Consider the following 15,406-nt stretch of genomic DNA (forward strand, 5'->3'; position numbering starts at 1 on the left):
GCCGTTACGCACGAGATTGCCAGCGAGCACGCTCTTGCGCACATGAGCCAGTCCCATCAACTGGGCAAACGCGATGCGGCATGTGCGTTTGAGCGTGAGCGACGAGGCGTGCGTGCGTTCGAGCGTGCCCGGCGGCCGGGTGTGTGCGTTCGAGCGTGAGCGATGAGCCGTACGCGGGCAATGGCGCGCGTGACGCATGGCGTGCACGGCAAACGTCAGGCGAGAGAGGCGCGCCTCACGCCTCGAGGCAGGCCCCCAGCATGAGCTCAAGCCCACGCGTGGCAACGTCCAGCGACATGCTGGGCACGTCCGACCCAAGCGCCACAGCCTGCTGGGGCAGGTAGGGCAAGTGGACGAAGCCGCCCCTCACGCCCGGCCTCCCGCCGCGCAGGCAGTCCAACAGGCAGAAGAGAAGCTCGTTGCACACGTAGGTCCCGGCCGTGTACGAGACCGCCGCAGGCACGCCGCCGTCAGCGGCCGCGCGCGCCATGCCCGCCACAGGCAGGGTGGAGAAAAGCGCGTCCGGGGCACCCTCGAGGATGCGCTCGCCAAGGGGCTGCCTGCCGGCGTTGTCCGGAATGCGTGCGTCACGCCAGTTGATGCCCACGAACTCCGGCATGACCTTGGAGCGCCCGCCCGCCTGGCCCACGCAGAGCACCAGTTCGGCGTCACAGGCCTCCAGCTCCTCGCGCAGCCTCGCGAAGGCGCCGCCGAACTCCACGGGAAGCACGACGCGCACGAGCTCCCTGCCCAGGATGGTATCCGGAAGCGATCGGACCGCCTCCCAGGACGGGTTGGTCGCCTCTCCCCCAAAGGGCTCGAAGCCCGTGACAAGAACCTTGCCCATGGTACCGCCTTCCGACGCTCTCCTGCGTCCGCATGATACGACAGCGCAGGTCCTGGACGAGGTGTCTCTCCCCTGCGCTATGCTCTTTGCAACGAACGGCTACGCAAGAGAGGCTGGCATGAAGGCGGCACCCAAGGCACCCAAGCAGATTTCCCTCATCTGCGGGCTGGGAAACCCCGGTCCCGAATACGCCGAGACCCGACACAACGCGGGCTTCGCGACCGTCGACCTGCTGGCCGAGCGCGCGGGTGTGCGCTACTGGAAGAGCCAAGCGGGCTGCGACGTCGCGCGCATCGGCTGGACGTCGGCGGGAGAGGCGCGCGAGGTCGTCCTCGCAAAGCCGCAGAGCTACATGAACACCAGCGGCGGCCCGCTCTCGAAGCTCATGAGGGAGCTGCGCGTGGGACCGCAGGAGGTCCTGGTGGTCCACGACGAGGTGGACCTCCCGCAGGGCCAGGTGCGAGCCAAGTTTGGCGGTGGCCTCAACGCGCACAACGGACTCCGCTCCGTCGCGGACAAGCTGGGCACGCGCGACTTCGCCAGGCTGCGCTTCGGCGTGGGCAGGCCCCCGGGAAAGATGAGCGTGGCAGACTACGCCCTCCGCCAGCTCAAGGGCGGCTTCCTGGACGAGTTCAGGCTCACCGCACAGGACGCGGCGGACCTGGCCGAGCGCTGCCTCGACGGGAACGTGAGCTGGGACTAGACGACGCGTACGACTGGCACGTCCAAACGGACAACGCTGGAACGGCCGGGCGTCTTCGCGCGACCGCATTCCGGGGGAGGGCAACGCATGGAAACCGACAAGCTCGAGGCGTTCTCGGATGGCTGCATCGCCATATTCATCACCATCATCCTCCTGACCTTCCACGCCCCCAACGGCGGGACCTACCGCGACCTCCTCGCCTTCGTCCTCAGCCTCCTCTGCTACCTGATGAGCTTCATCGTCATCGCCATCTACTGGGGCAACCACCATCACCTCCTCCACGTCATCAAGAACGTGAACGGCAAGGTGATGTGGGCGAACCACGCCCTGCTCTATGCCTCGGGTGCCATCGTGTCGCTCTGGCTCCCGTGGGTCGCCCTCGCCATGTACTTCATCGTCAACGTCATCTGGTTCGTCCCCGACCGTCGCATCAGCAGGGCGCTGGACGCCCGTCCGGAGTAGGACCGGAACTCCCCTGCGGTAACGGCCGCGACGCCCCTCTCACCAGAGCTGAATAAATCGGCTAAAGGCGAAGTTGCGTACGCAAGCGGACCCTTTGAGCATAAAATGGACGAGGCTGCCGCAATTGGGGGACGCGGCTCGCCAGTCCGCTGTACGAATGATGCTTCAGGAGAGGAGCCATTTGATGTACAAGATCCTCGAGAAGACTCAGTTCTCGGAGAAGGTGTTCAAGTTCCGCATCGAGGCGCCCGAGATGGCCAAGCACGCGCATGCCGGCCAGTTCCTCATGGTGCGCGCCAACGAGAAGGGCGAGCGCGTGCCGTTCACCTTCGCGGACTGGAACGCCGAGGAGGGCTGGGTCGAGTTCATCTTCATGGTGATCGGCAAGACCACCCAGATGCTCTCTGGCTACGAGGCGGGCGACGAGCTGCAGGACGTCACCGGACCGCTGGGCCAGCCCACCGAGATGGGCCCCGGCAAGTGGGCCGTCATCGGCGGCGGCGTGGGCCTTGCGATTGCCTTCCCCGTCGCGCGCCAGCTCGCGGCCACCGGCCACGAGGTGCACGCCATCATGGGCGCCCGCACCAAGGACCTGCTGCTGCTCGAGGAGCAGTTCCGCTCCATCCTGCCCGAGGACCACATCCATATCACCACGGACGACGGCTCCTATGGCGAGAAGGGCGTCGTCACCGCACCCCTGGAGCGCCTGCTCCAGGACAAGGCCGTCGACCAGGTCTTCTGCGTCGGCCCCGTGCCCATGATGAAGTTCTCCACCCTCACTGCCGAGAAGTACGGCACCCCCATCATCGCGTCGCTCAACCCCATCATGGTGGACGGCACGGGCATGTGCGGCTGCTGCCGCGTCGAGGTGGACGGCCAGACCAAGTTCGCCTGCGTCGACGGCCCCGACTTCGACGCAACCAAGGTCGACTGGAACGACCTGCGCGCCCGTCAGGCCGCGTACCGCACCGAGGAGGGCCAGGCCCTCAAGGCCTATGAGGAGGCGAACTGCGCATGCCAGAGGTAAACGGCCGTTGGGTTGCCGACATGAAGTCGCCCCGCACCGCAGACAACGAGGAGCCCGCCGCCGAGCGCGCCCTTGACTTCCGTCCCGTAGACAAGGGCTTCACCGAAGAGATGGCCGTGGCTGAGGCCGCGCGCTGCATGAGGTGCAAGAAGCCCCTCTGCGTGCAGGGATGCCCCGTCAACATCAACATCCCCGCCTTCATCGAGGCCATCTACGACAAGGAGTACGGCAAGGGCCTCGACGTCATCCGCGAGCAGTCCATGCTCCCCGCCATCTGCGGCCGCGTCTGCCCGCAGGAGAGCCAGTGCGAGGGCATGTGCATTCGCGGCAAGAAGGGCGATCCCGTGGCCATCGGCCAGCTTGAGCGCTTCCTGGGCGACCAGCCCGAGCTTGCCAGCGCACCCCAGATGGCACCCAAGAACGGCATGAAGGTCGCCGTCATCGGCTCCGGCCCCTCCGGCATCACCTGCGCCGGCGAGCTGGCCCGCAACGGCTTCGACGTCACCGTCTTCGAGGCCTTCTTCACCGGCGGCGGCGTGCTGGTCTACGGCATTCCCGAGTTCCGCCTTCCCAAGGCCGTCGTCAAGCGCGAGATCGACGGGCTCAAGGAGATGGGCGTCAAGTTCGAGTTCAACTCCGTCATGGGCCGCCTGGCCGACGCGGAGGAGCTCCTGGGCGAGAAGGGCTTCGACGCCATCTACGTGGCCACCGGCGCCGGACTGCCCAAGTTCCTCAACATCCCCGGCGAGAACCTGCCCAACGTGTTCTTCGCCAACGAGTACCTCACCCGCGTCAACCTGATGAAGGCCAACGGCTTCCCCGAGTACGACACCCCCACCAAGCACGGCAAGAACGTCGTCGTCTTTGGCGGCGGCAATGTGGCCATGGACGCCGTGCGCACCGCGAAGCGCCTGGGTGCCGAGCGCGCGGTCATCGCCTACCGACGCACCGAGGACGAGATGCCCGCCCGTAAGGCCGAGCTGCACCACGCCAAGGCCGAGGGCGTCGAGGTCATGCCCCTGGTCTCGCCGCTGGAGTTCGTCGCCGGCGAGGACGGCAACGTCTGTGCCGTGCGCGTGCAGAAGATGGAGCTCGGCGAGCCCGACGACTCTGGCCGCCGCCGCCCCGTGCCCATCGAGGGCGCAATCGAGGAGATTCCCTGCGACGTGGCCATCTCTGCCATCGGCACCAACGCGAACCCCTTCGCCAAGCTGATCGGCGGCATGGAGCTCAACAAGTGGGGCTACATCGAGGCCGACGAGAACGGCCAGACGAGCAACCCCAAGATCTGGGCCGGCGGAGACATCGTCACCGGTGCCGCCACCGTCATCCTGGCCATGGGCGCCGGCAAGAAGGCCGCTGCGGCCATGACCGCCGCGCTCACCGGCAAGGGCGAGTAGCGGGCGAGACACGCGGCGCGGCAGGCACGCAGCGCACTCGGCTTCGTGCAGGCAAGAGGAGCCCACGAGGTTGGATTGAGGCTCGGACCCCGACGGAGGGTTTTCTCTCCGCCGGGGTCTTCTTGTATGCGGACGACAGGCGACAGGGCGCGAGTGCGTCGAACGCGCGCACTTGAGCAGCAAGTACGTCGAACGCGCACAATCTGGCCGCGGCTACGTCGAACGCGCGCGCAAAACTCCCGAGTACGTCGAACGCGTCTCTCGCCTCGCAAACCCGCAGGTAAAATTTCGCGCTCAGACGCGTTGGACGTAGTCGCGAAGCCAATCGACGCATCGGACGCTGTGGGAGGGGGTCGGAGCACCGTCGTGCATCAAGCACGCTCCAACGCACGTCTCCACGTGTCGCGCACGCCCCAACGCACAGCTAATTCATCCCGCACGCCCCAACGCACATGTCGAAAAATTTGACCTGCACTTTTACGACGACACCTGTGCGCAACTGCGTGCTCGATGACAATGGCGTGCGTTGGCGCGTGTTCGGCGCAAGCGAGTGGCACGCACGCCCAGCCCCCACTACAGCTTGAAGCTATGCAGGCGCATCGTCTGGCCGACCAAGCGCTCCGGGTCCCAGGCCTGTCCCGACCTCACCGACGAGTACGGGTCGCAGATGGACACGCTCCCGTCCGCGTTCCAAACCGTGAGCACGATGAAGTGGCCCGCCGTGGTGAAGTCGCCCGGTCCCACGTTGGCAATGAGCACGTGCCCGCTTTGTAGCTCAGCCTTGATCACCTCGACCGACCTGCCCACCTCCCGGCACTCGAGCCCGTAGCGCTCCGCCGCCGTGGGGATGAAGTCGCCGTAGGTGCCCGCGTCGTCGTCCACCATGTCGAGCTCCTGCGCCAGCTCGCCCGCAACGCCAGGCGTAACGTCGGTCTTCCCTGTCACGGCCATGTACACCATCGAGAACGACGTCGGACAGCAGCCCGTGGTGCCAAAGTCTCGGCCGCAGTACTCCGTGTAGCCCCAACGCTTGTCCCACTGGTACAGCCGGGGCACGACGCCCTTGGTCACGCCGGACGCATACTCCTCGGGCCTGGCCCGTGGATAGCTCTCTGGCAGGTCCGCGACGAAGTCGATGGCAGCGGGGTCGTCCGCCGCCAGCTTGAGCAGCTTCTGCTGTTCGTACGCGCCACCGTTGCCCACCTTCGCGTAGGCGTCAAGATTGTCCAGCGCCTTTGCGACGCGAACATCCTCGCGCCCCAGCTCCTGCAGGCGAGAGGAGAGCTGCGCGACGAAGCTCGCAGGCAACTGCCAGCTCCGGACATCGGCCACCTCGCCCGCGGACCCCGCGTCGGACGTCGCCCGCCCGCTGCCGCCTGCGCCACCGGCCACGCATCCATGCACGCAGGAGCCCAGACCCAGCAAGGCTAGCACCAGCAACAACGCTCCCAAGGCCATCACGCCGTACGAGAGCGGCCTGGCATCGATGAGCCAGAGCAGAGACCTTCTGAGCCAGCGATGCAGGCGACGGGCCATGCGCTGCGGCCGGGGAGGCATCCTCCTCACGGCAGCGGCGAGCGGACGTCGCACGGCAGAGCGCGCGACCGCCCTCCTGGAGCGGACGCGGCCATGGCGGGAGCCTCTCTCCCCTTGCCCCCTATGCCTTCCCTCACGTCTCAAGTCATGGACTCCAAAGCGCGGCGCGCCGGACTACCCCCTCATCCAGCTCTGGTCGGAGGGGTCGTCACGGAAGGCGAGCAGGCGAGCCTTGTCGCCAGGCTCGATGTAGCCCTCCTCCACGGCCACCTCGACCAGCGCGTCCAGGTCGCAGAGGCTGGTGTTGGTGACGTTTGCCGCAGCCAGGCGGTCAAGCCCGCGCCGCATACCATAGGTGAAGATGCTCACGACGCCCAGGACGTCCGCGCCCGCCTCCCGCAGGGGGTTAACGCAGTCCAGGACGCTTCCGCCGGTCGAGATGAGGTCCTCGATCACCACGACCTTCTGACCGAGCTCGAGGCGACCCTCGATCTGGTTCTGGCGCCCGTGGTCCTTGGCGGAGCCACGAACGTAGCCCATGGGGATGCCCAGGCGGTCCGCCGCGATGGCGGCGTGCGCGATTCCGGCGGTGGAGGTGCCCATGAGCATCTGGACCTCGGGATACAGCTCCTTGGCGGTGGCGGCGAGCGCCTCGTCCACCAGGGTGCGGACCTTGGGATAGCTCAGGGTCAGGCGATTGTCGCAATAGATGGGGCTCTTGATGCCGGAAGCCCAGGTGAAGGGCTCGTTGGGCCTCAGGAACACGGCCCTGATGGAAAGGAGCGCCTTAGCGATGTCCTGCTTGCTGGTCATGGGAGCCTCCAAGTGCTCGTGGTTTCCTGCCGTACCGTTGCGTTCGGGCGGGCCCTCGACCGCATGGGGGCCGCTGGCCGATGGAACCGATGGAACTAACTAGCTCGCGAACCCCAGACGACGTGACAGCTGGGGCCAGAAGGCCGTGAGAAGGGATGCGATGCCCGCGACCCAGGGCCAGGACGTGAGCTCGAGAGGCTTCGCCAGGGCCAGCGCCTGGCCCACCTGGCTGCCGCCCACACCTACCGCGAGGGACTCGATCTGCCCGTTGGCGAAGATCACGCAGGCGCACCACAGAAGCGAGAGCGCCCCCACGCCGACCATCAGGACCTTCTGGAGGTCGACGGCGCCCTCGAGCGCCCGCAGCCTGTCGTTGCCGGCCACCTTGAGGAAGGGTCCGACGATGCAGAAGCACAGGGCGACGAGCATGAGCGTCCAGACGACGAAGGCGACGGTGACGACCGCATTGAGCGTGCCAATCTTCGAGAGCACGCCCGCGGTGGTGAGGTCGACGTCACCAGCGCCCGCCATGAGGCCGGCGAGGCGGTTGAGCTGGCTCACGGTGCCACGCAGCTCGGGCATGTTCCAGCTGCCCCTGAAGAGCGAGAGCATCCTCAGGGCGTCGGGCGACGCCCCGCCCATGAGGTACGCGATGGGGCTGGACGACGAGCCCATGGCCGAGGCGGTGAGCTTAATCAGGGGTGACGTGACGCAGGGCATTATGAGCGAGAGAAGCGCCACGGCCTTGCCTGCGAGGGTGACGATGTCGCCGGTCCCATATGCGTGGCGCGCGCCGGGAGCGGTCGCGCCGGCGGCAGGCTCGGCTGCGGCCACATAGGGGTCGGCGGCGACTTGGGCGGGAACGGGATTCGCTGCCTGCGCGGGCGCCGGCTGCGCAGGCTGAGCGGGCTCCGTCGCAGGCTGCGCCGGTCGTTCGACGGCCTCCGGATGGACCGTCACCGCGTCCTGGGCCGTCACCTCGGGCCGAACGGAAACGGGCCTCTCCCCTGCCTCCAGCCTGAACCCGCAGTTGCCACAGAAGGCCTGGCCGGGCTGGACCTCGTTGCCACAGTTGGGACAGAACAAGACGGGCTCCCCTCGTCGCATGCGCCGTAGGGCCGCACGGCGGCCTCGTCCTACTGTATCGCAGTCGAGAGGCGCCGATGGCCTGCACTGCGGCCAACAAGGCCTCCGACGCGGGGCGCCAGCGGATGGCTGGCTAGCGGTTCGCCTTCAGCGTGGCGAAGATCCGCGTGTTGTGGCGCTTCACGAAGCTGATGAAGCGACCCTCCCGGTATGCCATGGCGGCGTTCTTCTCCCGTATGGGAAGGAGCATGAGGGCCATCATCTTGGTGCGGGGACGCGCGACGGCAACCGCCAGCTGGGCGCGCTCGCTCGTGATCATGCGCTCGATCTGGGCGAGCTTCTCCTTCGCGTCCAGGGAGCACTGGGGATTGCAGACGTTCTCTATGCAGCCCACGAGACGCTCGATGTAGCGCCTCTGCACGACCTCCATGCTGGCGGCGTCGCCCTCGAGCCCCCAGTGGCGATAGAGCTCCAGCATCCAGCCGTGCTCCTCCTCGCGCTTGTCGTACATGTCGGGGCGCCAGCGGGCGGTCTCGGACTCGCTGCGCTGCCTGATGAAGTGGTAGTACGGCGTCTCCATGACGCCCACCCGCTCCACGTCGCGCACGAAGTCGAGCACGTAGGGGAAGTCGTCCCAGAAGGTGGGACGAAAGCGCAGGCCCAGCTCCTCGATGCGGGAGCGCAGGAAGATCTTGTTCCATGGGGCATAGAGCTGGTTGGCGTCGAAGAGCTCCCAGGCGGAGGTCCTGAACTCGCGCTGCGTGCCGTACACGCGGGTGGGGCAGCTCTTGAGCTCGGTGGTGTGCTGCCCGTCGTCACCGTAGTAGGTGTCGATGTAGAAGCCGGCAACGGCAAGCTCGAGCTGGCCGGCCTCGGCAAACTCGTACATCTCTTCCAGCATGCGGGGTTCGGCCCAGTCGTCCGCGTCGAAGAACATGACGTACTTGCCGCGGGCGCGGTCGAGGGCGAAGTTGCGGGCCGCGGGGGCGCCGCCGTTCTCTTGGTGGAAGGCAGTGACGCGGATGTCGCGGTCGGCGATGGAATCCAGGATCTGGCCCGTGCGATCGGTGGAGCCGTCGTCCACCGCCAGGAGCTCGAAGTCCGCGAAGGTCTGGTGCTGGATGCTTTCGACGGCACGGCGAACATATCTGTCGACGTTGTACGCCGGCATGATGATCGAGATCTTGGGTGCCTTGGGCGTCATTCCAAGCGTCTCCAGACAACGTCGTCAGCTCGTCCACGGGCGAGGCTTCGTGTCAGGTTGCCCGTGCTCACAAGCTGAATTATGGCCCAGCAGGTGGCAAACGTTGTGACGAGGGGGTGAAGGGCGCAGATTACAGACTAAGCACAGAAGCGAGAGGGACGGCGGCGATTTCGTCGAGCATGCCGTTGCGCTCACGTTTGGCTGTCACGCGCGTTTGGCTTCGACGTGCACGCCGTTGCGCACGCCTCGTTCCATTGCCCACGCCGTTGCGCACGACCAATTCATCGAGCACGCTGTTGCGCACAGGCGGGCCCACAAAAGCGCAGATAGATTTTCTCGCCTTGTGCGTTCGAGCGTGATTGATGGCAAGCACGTGCGTTCAAGCGTGCTTGGTGCCGGCAACGCTCGCGTCCTGAAGCGCGACCTGGTGGCAGGCGCGTGCGTTGGAGCGTGCTCGACGGCGGATGCGTGCGTTTGAGCGTGCCCGATGCAACAGTAGCGCAGCGCCAGCCCGACACACCACCTACGACGTGGGGCGAAGCGTGCCCACGAGCAACCCGAGCTCCGTCTGGCGGATGCGAGACCAGCTCCCGCCGTCGCCGTCGTCCTCCGCGTCCGCCGGCGCATCCTTTAGGTCGAGGTTCTCGACGCCGATGGACTGCACGAGCTCGACCACATCGAGCAGCTGCGACGTGCTCATGTCGGTGGAGATGTTGGAGAAGAGCCCGGATGCGCTATCCAGCAGCGCCGATACGCCAGAGTTGCGCAGCCCCCTCACCTGGTCCCAGAGCTCGTCCGTCGCCACCAGGACATGGGTCGCCCTGATGTTGCATGCTGCGGCAAGCGGGGCGATGCAGCTCTGGGCGCCCTTCGCGGCAAAGAGCTCCTGCAGCGTGCTCGCGCCAGACGCGTCCTCGACGCGCACGTCGAGGGGAATCTCGACCAGATAGCCCTTGCGCTTGGTTGCGTCGAGCGAGAGGAGCTGCGCCCTCTGCAACGTGGGCGCGCTCTTCCTGACGTCATCCACCGTAAGCACCAGGATGTGGGTGAACACGTCGTCCGACGCCTCGTAGCCCTCGTCGGGGTCCAGCGTCTCCGCCTGCGTGCTGATGCCGCTGCCAAGGCCTGCGTCACCCACGCGGCCGTCAGCGTTCGCGCACCTCCAGAGCTGCGTCAGGAGTGCCGCGAGCCCTGCCGCCAAGACGAGCAGAACGGCCAGCGCGACGAGGTTGCGATGCGCGGACTCGCGCGGAACGTCACTGCGCTCGAAGCGCTCGCGCCTGTGCGGCATGGGGCCTCCCCTCGCAGTGGCGGCGCAACGTTGTTCTCCCCTGCACTATAGGGCATGAGGGCTGGGTGGCGCAGGGGTCGTGGGCTGATGGCAACCCGGCAACCCAGACGCGAAGGCCCGGCCAAGGGCGCCGAGGCTACTCCCAGGGAACGAGTGCCCCCTCATCGTAGCGCACCGCCTCGAGGCAGAGGCCCTGCGCGGGAGCCGTGGGTCCAGCCGCCGACCTCTGGCGGGCCTCGAGGGCCCGAGAGAGCCACGAGGGGTCCCTGTGGCCGCGCCCCACCTCGACCAGGCTGCCCACCATGATGCGGACCATGTTATGGAGGAAGGCGTTGCCCTCAACGTCCACCACCACCAGTCGCTCTCCCGCCTCGACGACCTCGCCCGCCTCGACCCGCGTGAGGCGGCGGCAGGTGGAGCGGCCATCCGCCTCGAGCAGCTGGGCCGAGGCCGCCTTGCAGAAGCTCTTGAAGTCGTGCTCCCCCAGCAGGGCGGAGGCCGCCTCGTTCATGGCGGCGACGTCAAGCGCGGGGACCCCGCGCAGCCACCAGCTGTGATCCCAGGCGAGGACCGGGCGCGCAGGGCCAGGGCAGATTCGGTAGCGGTAGCTCCGCCCCCGCGCGTCGAAGCGGGCGGAGAAGCCCGCCTCCGCGCGATAGATGCCGGCGATGGATATGTCGTCCGGCGTGAGCGCCACGAGGGAGGCATGGAGCCTGCGGCCCTCCAGGAGCTCCTCACCCGGCTCGAGCGGAAGGCTCAGGAACTGCGCGAGGGCGCTCACGCCCGCGTCCGTGCGACCGGCGCACTCGAGCTCCACGGGACGGCGAAGGACGGTCTGCAGGGCGCGCCTCAGCTCGCCTGCCACCGTGCGCTGTCCCGGCTGCTCGGCAAAGCCGGCGAAGCCCGCCCCACGATAGCCCAGCCTGAGGACGAGAGTGCCCGCGGACGCCCGCATGACGCCGTCGCCTGCGGAGGTCGTCTGGTCTGCCTGCATGTGAGCTCCTTCTGGAAAAGTCGTCAGGCGGTCGAGCCTAGAATAGCGCCGGCAGCACGATCGCCGCCGCGAGCAAGGCGAGGGACGTGGCGAGCGAGAGGCGCTCCCTTGCCCCCCAGGTCTCGCCCCGCTGCCACGGCTGCCCCGAGCCCGAGGCGTAGCAGCGGTCGCGCAGGGCCTGGGCGAGTTCGTCGGAACGTCGGAAGAGGGCCACCACCAGAGGGATCATGACGGCCGCGTAGGCCCTGAGCCTGCGCACGGGACCCCCCTGGTCGAAGCGCACGCCACGTGCGCGCTGGGCACGCACGATGAGTGCGAACTCCTCCTCGACCTCCGGGATGAACCTCAGGGCGACCACCACGACCATGGCCACGTCCCCCACGGGAAGCCCCAGCCTCCCCAAGGGCGAGAGACCCCGCACCAGGGAGCGGCTGAGGCTGCTGGTGCTCGTCGTGGACGTCATCACGAGCACCAGCCCCACCATGAGCACGATGCGGCACACGGCCATTCCGGCACGCGCGAGCCCTGCCCAGCGAAGGCCCACGCCCCCCATGAGGCCAAGGTCGAAGCTCCCGTCCACCACGAGGCCATTGGCAAGCAGCGAGAGCGCCAGCAGCACGGTCGCAGGCCTCAGGGCGAGGAGCAGCCTGCCCAGCGAAAGGCGGCACGACGCCAGGAGCGCGAGCAGCGCCACCCCCAGGAGCGCGAGCCCCTCCCAGCCCGGGGCAGCCATGGCCGCAAGCGAGAGGAGCAGGAGGCAGGCGACCTTCGCGCCCGCCGCCAGCCCGTCGAGCCATGACCCTGCGGCGGCGTACCCGCCGAGCACGCGCGTCCTAGGCATGCAGGGCCTCCCTCAGGCGCAGGTACAGTGGCAGTCCCAGACCCGACGCCCCCAGCGTGCCAGGCTGACGCTCGAGCTCCGCGGCGCGGCCCTGCCAAACCACGCGACCCGCGCGAAGCAGGCAGACGTCGTCCGCCAGGGGCAGCCACTCGTCCAGGTCGTGCGAGACCACCACGACCGCGGCCCCCTTGCCCACGAGCTCGCCCACCAGCCCCTCGAGGCGCACGCGCGCCGCACCGTCCAGACCCGCCGTGGGTTCGTCGAAGACGTAGGCGCTCCTTCGCATGGCGATGACTCCCGCCAGGGCCGTGCGGCGCCTCTCCCCTCCCGAGCCTTCCAGGGGCGAGAGGGGCCAAGCCTCCTCGCCGACCCCCATGCGGCGCAGCGCATCCTCCGCCGCCCTGCGCGCGTCCGACGCGCTCGCCCCCAGGTTCCTGGGCCCCAGGCTCACGTCCTCGAGCACCGTCGCGCAGAAGAGCTGGTCCTCGGGCCTCTGGAAGGCCAGCCCCACGTCCGGGGGCCTGACGGGCCTTCCCAGAAGAGTCACCTTGCCCCCGTCGGGCTCGAGCACCCCCGCAGCGACGAGGCTTGCCGTGGTCTTGCCCGACCCCGACTCGCCCGCCAGAAGCGTGAGCCTGCCACCCCGAGCAACCAGGGAGACGTGGCTGAGCGCGGGCGCCCCCGCCTCGTAGCTGACGCTCACGTCATCGAGCACGAGCTCGACCCCGGTCGGAGGGCGCAAGGCCTCGCCGCCGCATCGCCTGCCCGTGGGTTTGCCCCCCAAGGACACGGCCCCCCAACCTACAGGGCCAGAGGCGTCTCGTCGCAAGGCCCCGGGCTGCACACACGCGCCGCCGGCTCTCCCTTCGACAAGCCCGCGCAAGGTCGTGGCGTCGGCCGCAAGAGCCTCCCGTGGCTCGACGCCCCGACGAGCCAGGGCATTGAGGGCGTCAGCCGAGTCCCCCAAGACCCCCGCGCGCGCAAGGAGCGCCGCATCGGAGAAGAGCTCGAGCGGGCTCCCCTCCCAGCAGATGCGGCCCGCCTCCATTACTAGGACGCGATCGGCGGACGCGATGTCCTCCGGCAGGTGGGACGCCAGCAACATCCCCACGCCCCGTCCCGCGAGCACGGCGAGCGATGACCTGATCCCCTGGCGGGCGCGCGGGTCGAGCTGGGCGCAGGGCTCGTCCAGCATCAGGTACGACGGGCCCATCGCAAGGACAGCCGCTAGGGCGACGCGCTGCATCTGCCCGCCCGAGAGCCCCATCGTGCGACTGTGGGCGAGGTCCTCGACGCCACAGAGCCGCAGCGCCTCACGCACGCGACGTCCAAGCTCCTCTCCCTCGATTCCGAGGTTCTGGGGGCCGAAGGCGAGCTCCTCCTCCACGAGCGAGCTCACAAGCTGACCGCGGGGGTCCTGGCGGAGGATGCCGACGCCCTCTTGGAGGAGACGGTCCCCGCCCCTGCCGGCGGACACCCCATCGACCAGAATCTCGCCAGAGCTTGGGCTCACCCCTCCCTTGCAAAGCGAGAGAAGCGTGGACTTCCCCGAGCCGTTGCGTCCCACCAGGGCGACGCGCTCGCCCCTCTCCACGCGAAGGGAGAAGTCCCTTACCGCATCGCGACGGGCACCCGCGTAGCGATAGCTCACTGACCTCAGCTCGAGCATGTCACCCCCTAGAGAAGAAGGGAGGCCCGCTTTCGCAGGCCTCCCTGGCATTGTGTCCGTTGCAGGAAGGACGGAGCTACTCCGCGCTCTCCTCGGCAGCCTCGGGCTCGCTGACCTCGGGCTCGACCTCGGCCTCAGGAGCGGCCTCGGCGACCTTCTCGACCTTCTTGACGGTCGTGGCGGCCTTCTTGGGCTGGACGGGCTCGGTGACGAGCTCGATGATGACGACCTCGGCGGCGTCACCCTTGCGGGGACCAAGCTTCATGATGCGGGTGTAGCCACCGTTGCGGCCCTCCCACATGCCCTGGGCGGCCTTCTCGAAGACCTCGCGCACGATCTCCTTGTCGCCGACCTTGGCGATGGCGAGGCGACGAGAGGCAAGGTCGCCCTTCTTGGCCCAGGTGATGACCCTGTCCACGTCGGGACGGATGGCCTTGGCGCGGGGCTCGAGGGTCTTGATGCGGTCGTTGGCAAGGAGCGCGGCAACGAGGCTCTTCTTCATTGCCTTGGTATGGGCGGCATCGGTGCCGAGCTTCATACCCCTCTTCTTGTTGTGTCTCATGGTCTAGCTTCTCCTCTAAATGCTGTGTCTAGTCCTTGAGGCCCAGGCCCATGGCCTCGAGCTTGTCCTTGACTTCCTCGATGGACTTGACGCCAAAGTTGCGAATGTTGAGCAGGTCGTTCTCGGAGAACTCGACCAGCTGGCGGACGCTGTGGATGCCCGCACGCTTGAGGCAGTTGTAGGAGCGGACGGAGAGGTCCAGGTCCTCGATCTGCTTGTCAAGCTCGGTGCTGTCCTCCTCGATGCCGTTCGAGAAGATGGAGACGTCCTCGACGGGCTCCTCGTCGTCGGCCAAGCCCATGAAGGCACTCATGTGCTGGTTGACGATGTTGGCGGCCTCGACGACGGCGTCGCGGGGCGAGAGGGAGCCATCGGTCTCGACCTCGAGCACGAGGCGGTCGTAGTCCGTGTGCTGCCCGACGCGGCAGGGCTCGACGGCCTTGGCGCAGCGGCGCACGGGGGAATACAGGGCGTCGACGTGGATGAGGCCGATGGGATCGCCCTCGCGCTCGTTCTCGTCACCGGACACGTAGCCGCGGCCCATGCCGATGCGCATCTGCATCGAGAGGTGGGCGCCCTCGCCCAGGGTGCAGATCACGTGGTCCTTGTTGACGAGCTCGAACTCGGCGGGAACCTTGAAGTCGCCGCCGCACACGGTGCAGGGACCATCGACCGAGATGGTGGCCGTGGCCTCGTCGCCCGTGCCCATGGGACGGAACACCAGGCCCTTGACGTTGAGCACGATGTCGGTGACGTCCTCGTAGACGCCCTCGACGGTGGTGAACTCGTGCTGGACGCCGTCGATCTGGATGGCCTCGACTGCCGCACCCTCGAGGGAGGAGAGCAGCACGCGACGAAGGGAGTTACCGAGGGTGTTGCCGTAGCCACGCTCCAGCGGCTCAGCGCTGACGCGGGCGACGTTCTCGGAAATCTCCTCGACAGACACCTGCGGTCGGATGAATTCTGACATG

General features: G+C 67.8%; 15 protein-coding genes. 4 read left to right on the forward strand and 11 right to left on the reverse strand.

Features of this window, described 5'->3' with window-relative positions; all coding sequences use genetic code 11:
• Window positions 1-235 precede the first annotated feature (235 nt).
• A complete protein-coding gene (gene pcp, locus ACMPH2_RS01165) occupies window positions 236-847 on the reverse strand; it encodes a pyroglutamyl-peptidase I (RefSeq protein WP_417118391.1) in 612 nt (203 codons plus the stop codon).
• 118 nt (window positions 848-965) lie between these two features.
• Here pcp and pth point away from each other — a divergent pair, with 118 nt between their 5' ends.
• From pth to gltA, 4 genes are all read left to right on the forward strand, one after another.
• Window positions 966-1,550: an aminoacyl-tRNA hydrolase gene (gene pth / locus ACMPH2_RS01170; RefSeq protein WP_009278476.1), complete on the forward strand. Its 585-nt coding sequence runs from the start codon at window positions 966-968 to the stop codon at window positions 1,548-1,550.
• A gap of 87 nt (window positions 1,551-1,637) precedes the next feature.
• The gene (locus ACMPH2_RS01175) at window positions 1,638-2,012 is read left to right on the forward strand and encodes a TMEM175 family protein (protein ID WP_417118392.1); all 375 of its coding nucleotides are present in this window, start codon (window positions 1,638-1,640) and stop codon (window positions 2,010-2,012) included.
• A gap of 184 nt (window positions 2,013-2,196) precedes the next feature.
• A complete protein-coding gene (locus tag ACMPH2_RS01180) occupies window positions 2,197-3,039 on the forward strand; it encodes a sulfide/dihydroorotate dehydrogenase-like FAD/NAD-binding protein (protein ID WP_417118393.1) in 843 nt (280 codons plus the stop codon).
• Window positions 3,027-4,439: an NADPH-dependent glutamate synthase gene (gltA, locus tag ACMPH2_RS01185; RefSeq protein ID WP_417118394.1), complete on the forward strand. Its 1,413-nt coding sequence runs from the start codon at window positions 3,027-3,029 to the stop codon at window positions 4,437-4,439. The genes ACMPH2_RS01180 and gltA overlap by 13 nt, the downstream gene beginning before the upstream one ends.
• A 573-nt stretch (window positions 4,440-5,012) precedes the next feature.
• Here the strand turns inward: gltA and ACMPH2_RS01190 are convergent.
• From ACMPH2_RS01190 to ACMPH2_RS01235, 10 genes are all read right to left on the reverse strand, one after another.
• Complete coding sequence (locus ACMPH2_RS01190) at window positions 5,013-5,996, reverse strand: C39 family peptidase (RefSeq protein ID WP_417118395.1); 984 nt, start codon at window positions 5,994-5,996, stop codon at window positions 5,013-5,015.
• 153 nt (window positions 5,997-6,149) lie between these two features.
• Window positions 6,150-6,788: an orotate phosphoribosyltransferase gene (gene pyrE, locus ACMPH2_RS01195; RefSeq protein ID WP_417118396.1), complete on the reverse strand. Its 639-nt coding sequence runs from the start codon at window positions 6,786-6,788 to the stop codon at window positions 6,150-6,152.
• Window positions 6,789-6,887: 99 nt separating this feature from the next.
• Window positions 6,888-7,874: a zinc ribbon domain-containing protein gene (locus ACMPH2_RS01200; protein ID WP_417118397.1), complete on the reverse strand. Its 987-nt coding sequence runs from the start codon at window positions 7,872-7,874 to the stop codon at window positions 6,888-6,890.
• Between the two features lie 133 nt (window positions 7,875-8,007).
• Window positions 8,008-9,078 carry a glycosyltransferase family 2 protein gene (locus ACMPH2_RS01205; RefSeq protein WP_417118398.1) on the reverse strand — a complete coding sequence of 357 codons (1,071 nt, stop codon included), beginning with the start codon at window positions 9,076-9,078 and terminating at the stop codon, window positions 8,008-8,010.
• A gap of 523 nt (window positions 9,079-9,601) precedes the next feature.
• The gene (locus ACMPH2_RS01210; RefSeq protein ID WP_040656718.1) at window positions 9,602-10,369 is read right to left on the reverse strand and encodes a hypothetical protein; all 768 of its coding nucleotides are present in this window, start codon (window positions 10,367-10,369) and stop codon (window positions 9,602-9,604) included.
• A gap of 136 nt (window positions 10,370-10,505) precedes the next feature.
• A complete protein-coding gene (truA, locus tag ACMPH2_RS01215; RefSeq protein WP_417118399.1) occupies window positions 10,506-11,363 on the reverse strand; it encodes a tRNA pseudouridine(38-40) synthase TruA in 858 nt (285 codons plus the stop codon).
• 37 nt (window positions 11,364-11,400) lie between these two features.
• The gene (locus tag ACMPH2_RS01220) at window positions 11,401-12,204 is read right to left on the reverse strand and encodes an energy-coupling factor transporter transmembrane component T family protein (RefSeq protein WP_417118400.1); all 804 of its coding nucleotides are present in this window, start codon (window positions 12,202-12,204) and stop codon (window positions 11,401-11,403) included.
• Window positions 12,197-13,873 (reverse strand): ABC transporter ATP-binding protein, encoded by a 1,677-nt coding sequence (locus tag ACMPH2_RS01225; RefSeq protein ID WP_417118401.1) that lies wholly within the window; start codon window positions 13,871-13,873, stop codon window positions 12,197-12,199. Before ACMPH2_RS01225 ends, ACMPH2_RS01220 begins: the two co-directional genes overlap by 8 nt.
• A 76-nt stretch (window positions 13,874-13,949) precedes the next feature.
• Complete coding sequence (rplQ, locus tag ACMPH2_RS01230; RefSeq protein WP_072499738.1) at window positions 13,950-14,435, reverse strand: 50S ribosomal protein L17; 486 nt, start codon at window positions 14,433-14,435, stop codon at window positions 13,950-13,952.
• 28 nt (window positions 14,436-14,463) lie between these two features.
• Entirely contained in the window at window positions 14,464-15,405 is a 942-nt protein-coding gene (locus ACMPH2_RS01235) for a DNA-directed RNA polymerase subunit alpha (RefSeq protein ID WP_072499737.1), read from the reverse strand.
• Window position 15,406: the final 1 nt, after the last annotated feature.

It is taken from the genome of Olsenella phocaeensis (assembly GCF_048189965.1).
Taxonomy (GTDB): domain Bacteria; phylum Actinomycetota; class Coriobacteriia; order Coriobacteriales; family Atopobiaceae; genus Olsenella_I; species Olsenella_I phocaeensis.

Coding starts and splice junctions, on each gene's coding strand:
- pcp (WP_417118391.1), bottom strand. CDS start 847: ATGGGCAAGGTTCTTGTCACGGGCTTCGAGCCCTTTGGGGGAGAGGCG.
- pth (WP_009278476.1), top strand. CDS start 966: ATGAAGGCGGCACCCAAGGCACCCAAGCAGATTTCCCTCATCTGCGGG.
- ACMPH2_RS01175 (WP_417118392.1), top strand. CDS start 1,638: ATGGAAACCGACAAGCTCGAGGCGTTCTCGGATGGCTGCATCGCCATA.
- ACMPH2_RS01180 (WP_417118393.1), top strand. CDS start 2,197: ATGTACAAGATCCTCGAGAAGACTCAGTTCTCGGAGAAGGTGTTCAAG.
- gltA (WP_417118394.1), top strand. CDS start 3,027: ATGCCAGAGGTAAACGGCCGTTGGGTTGCCGACATGAAGTCGCCCCGC.
- ACMPH2_RS01190 (WP_417118395.1), bottom strand. CDS start 5,996: ATGCCTCCCCGGCCGCAGCGCATGGCCCGTCGCCTGCATCGCTGGCTC.
- pyrE (WP_417118396.1), bottom strand. CDS start 6,788: ATGACCAGCAAGCAGGACATCGCTAAGGCGCTCCTTTCCATCAGGGCC.
- ACMPH2_RS01205 (WP_417118398.1), bottom strand. CDS start 9,078: ATGACGCCCAAGGCACCCAAGATCTCGATCATCATGCCGGCGTACAAC.
- ACMPH2_RS01210 (WP_040656718.1), bottom strand. CDS start 10,369: ATGCCGCACAGGCGCGAGCGCTTCGAGCGCAGTGACGTTCCGCGCGAG.
- truA (WP_417118399.1), bottom strand. CDS start 11,363: ATGCAGGCAGACCAGACGACCTCCGCAGGCGACGGCGTCATGCGGGCG.
- ACMPH2_RS01220 (WP_417118400.1), bottom strand. CDS start 12,204: ATGCCTAGGACGCGCGTGCTCGGCGGGTACGCCGCCGCAGGGTCATGG.
- ACMPH2_RS01225 (WP_417118401.1), bottom strand. CDS start 13,873: ATGCTCGAGCTGAGGTCAGTGAGCTATCGCTACGCGGGTGCCCGTCGC.
- rplQ (WP_072499738.1), bottom strand. CDS start 14,435: ATGAGACACAACAAGAAGAGGGGTATGAAGCTCGGCACCGATGCCGCC.
- ACMPH2_RS01235 (WP_072499737.1), bottom strand. CDS start 15,405: ATGTCAGAATTCATCCGACCGCAGGTGTCTGTCGAGGAGATTTCCGAG.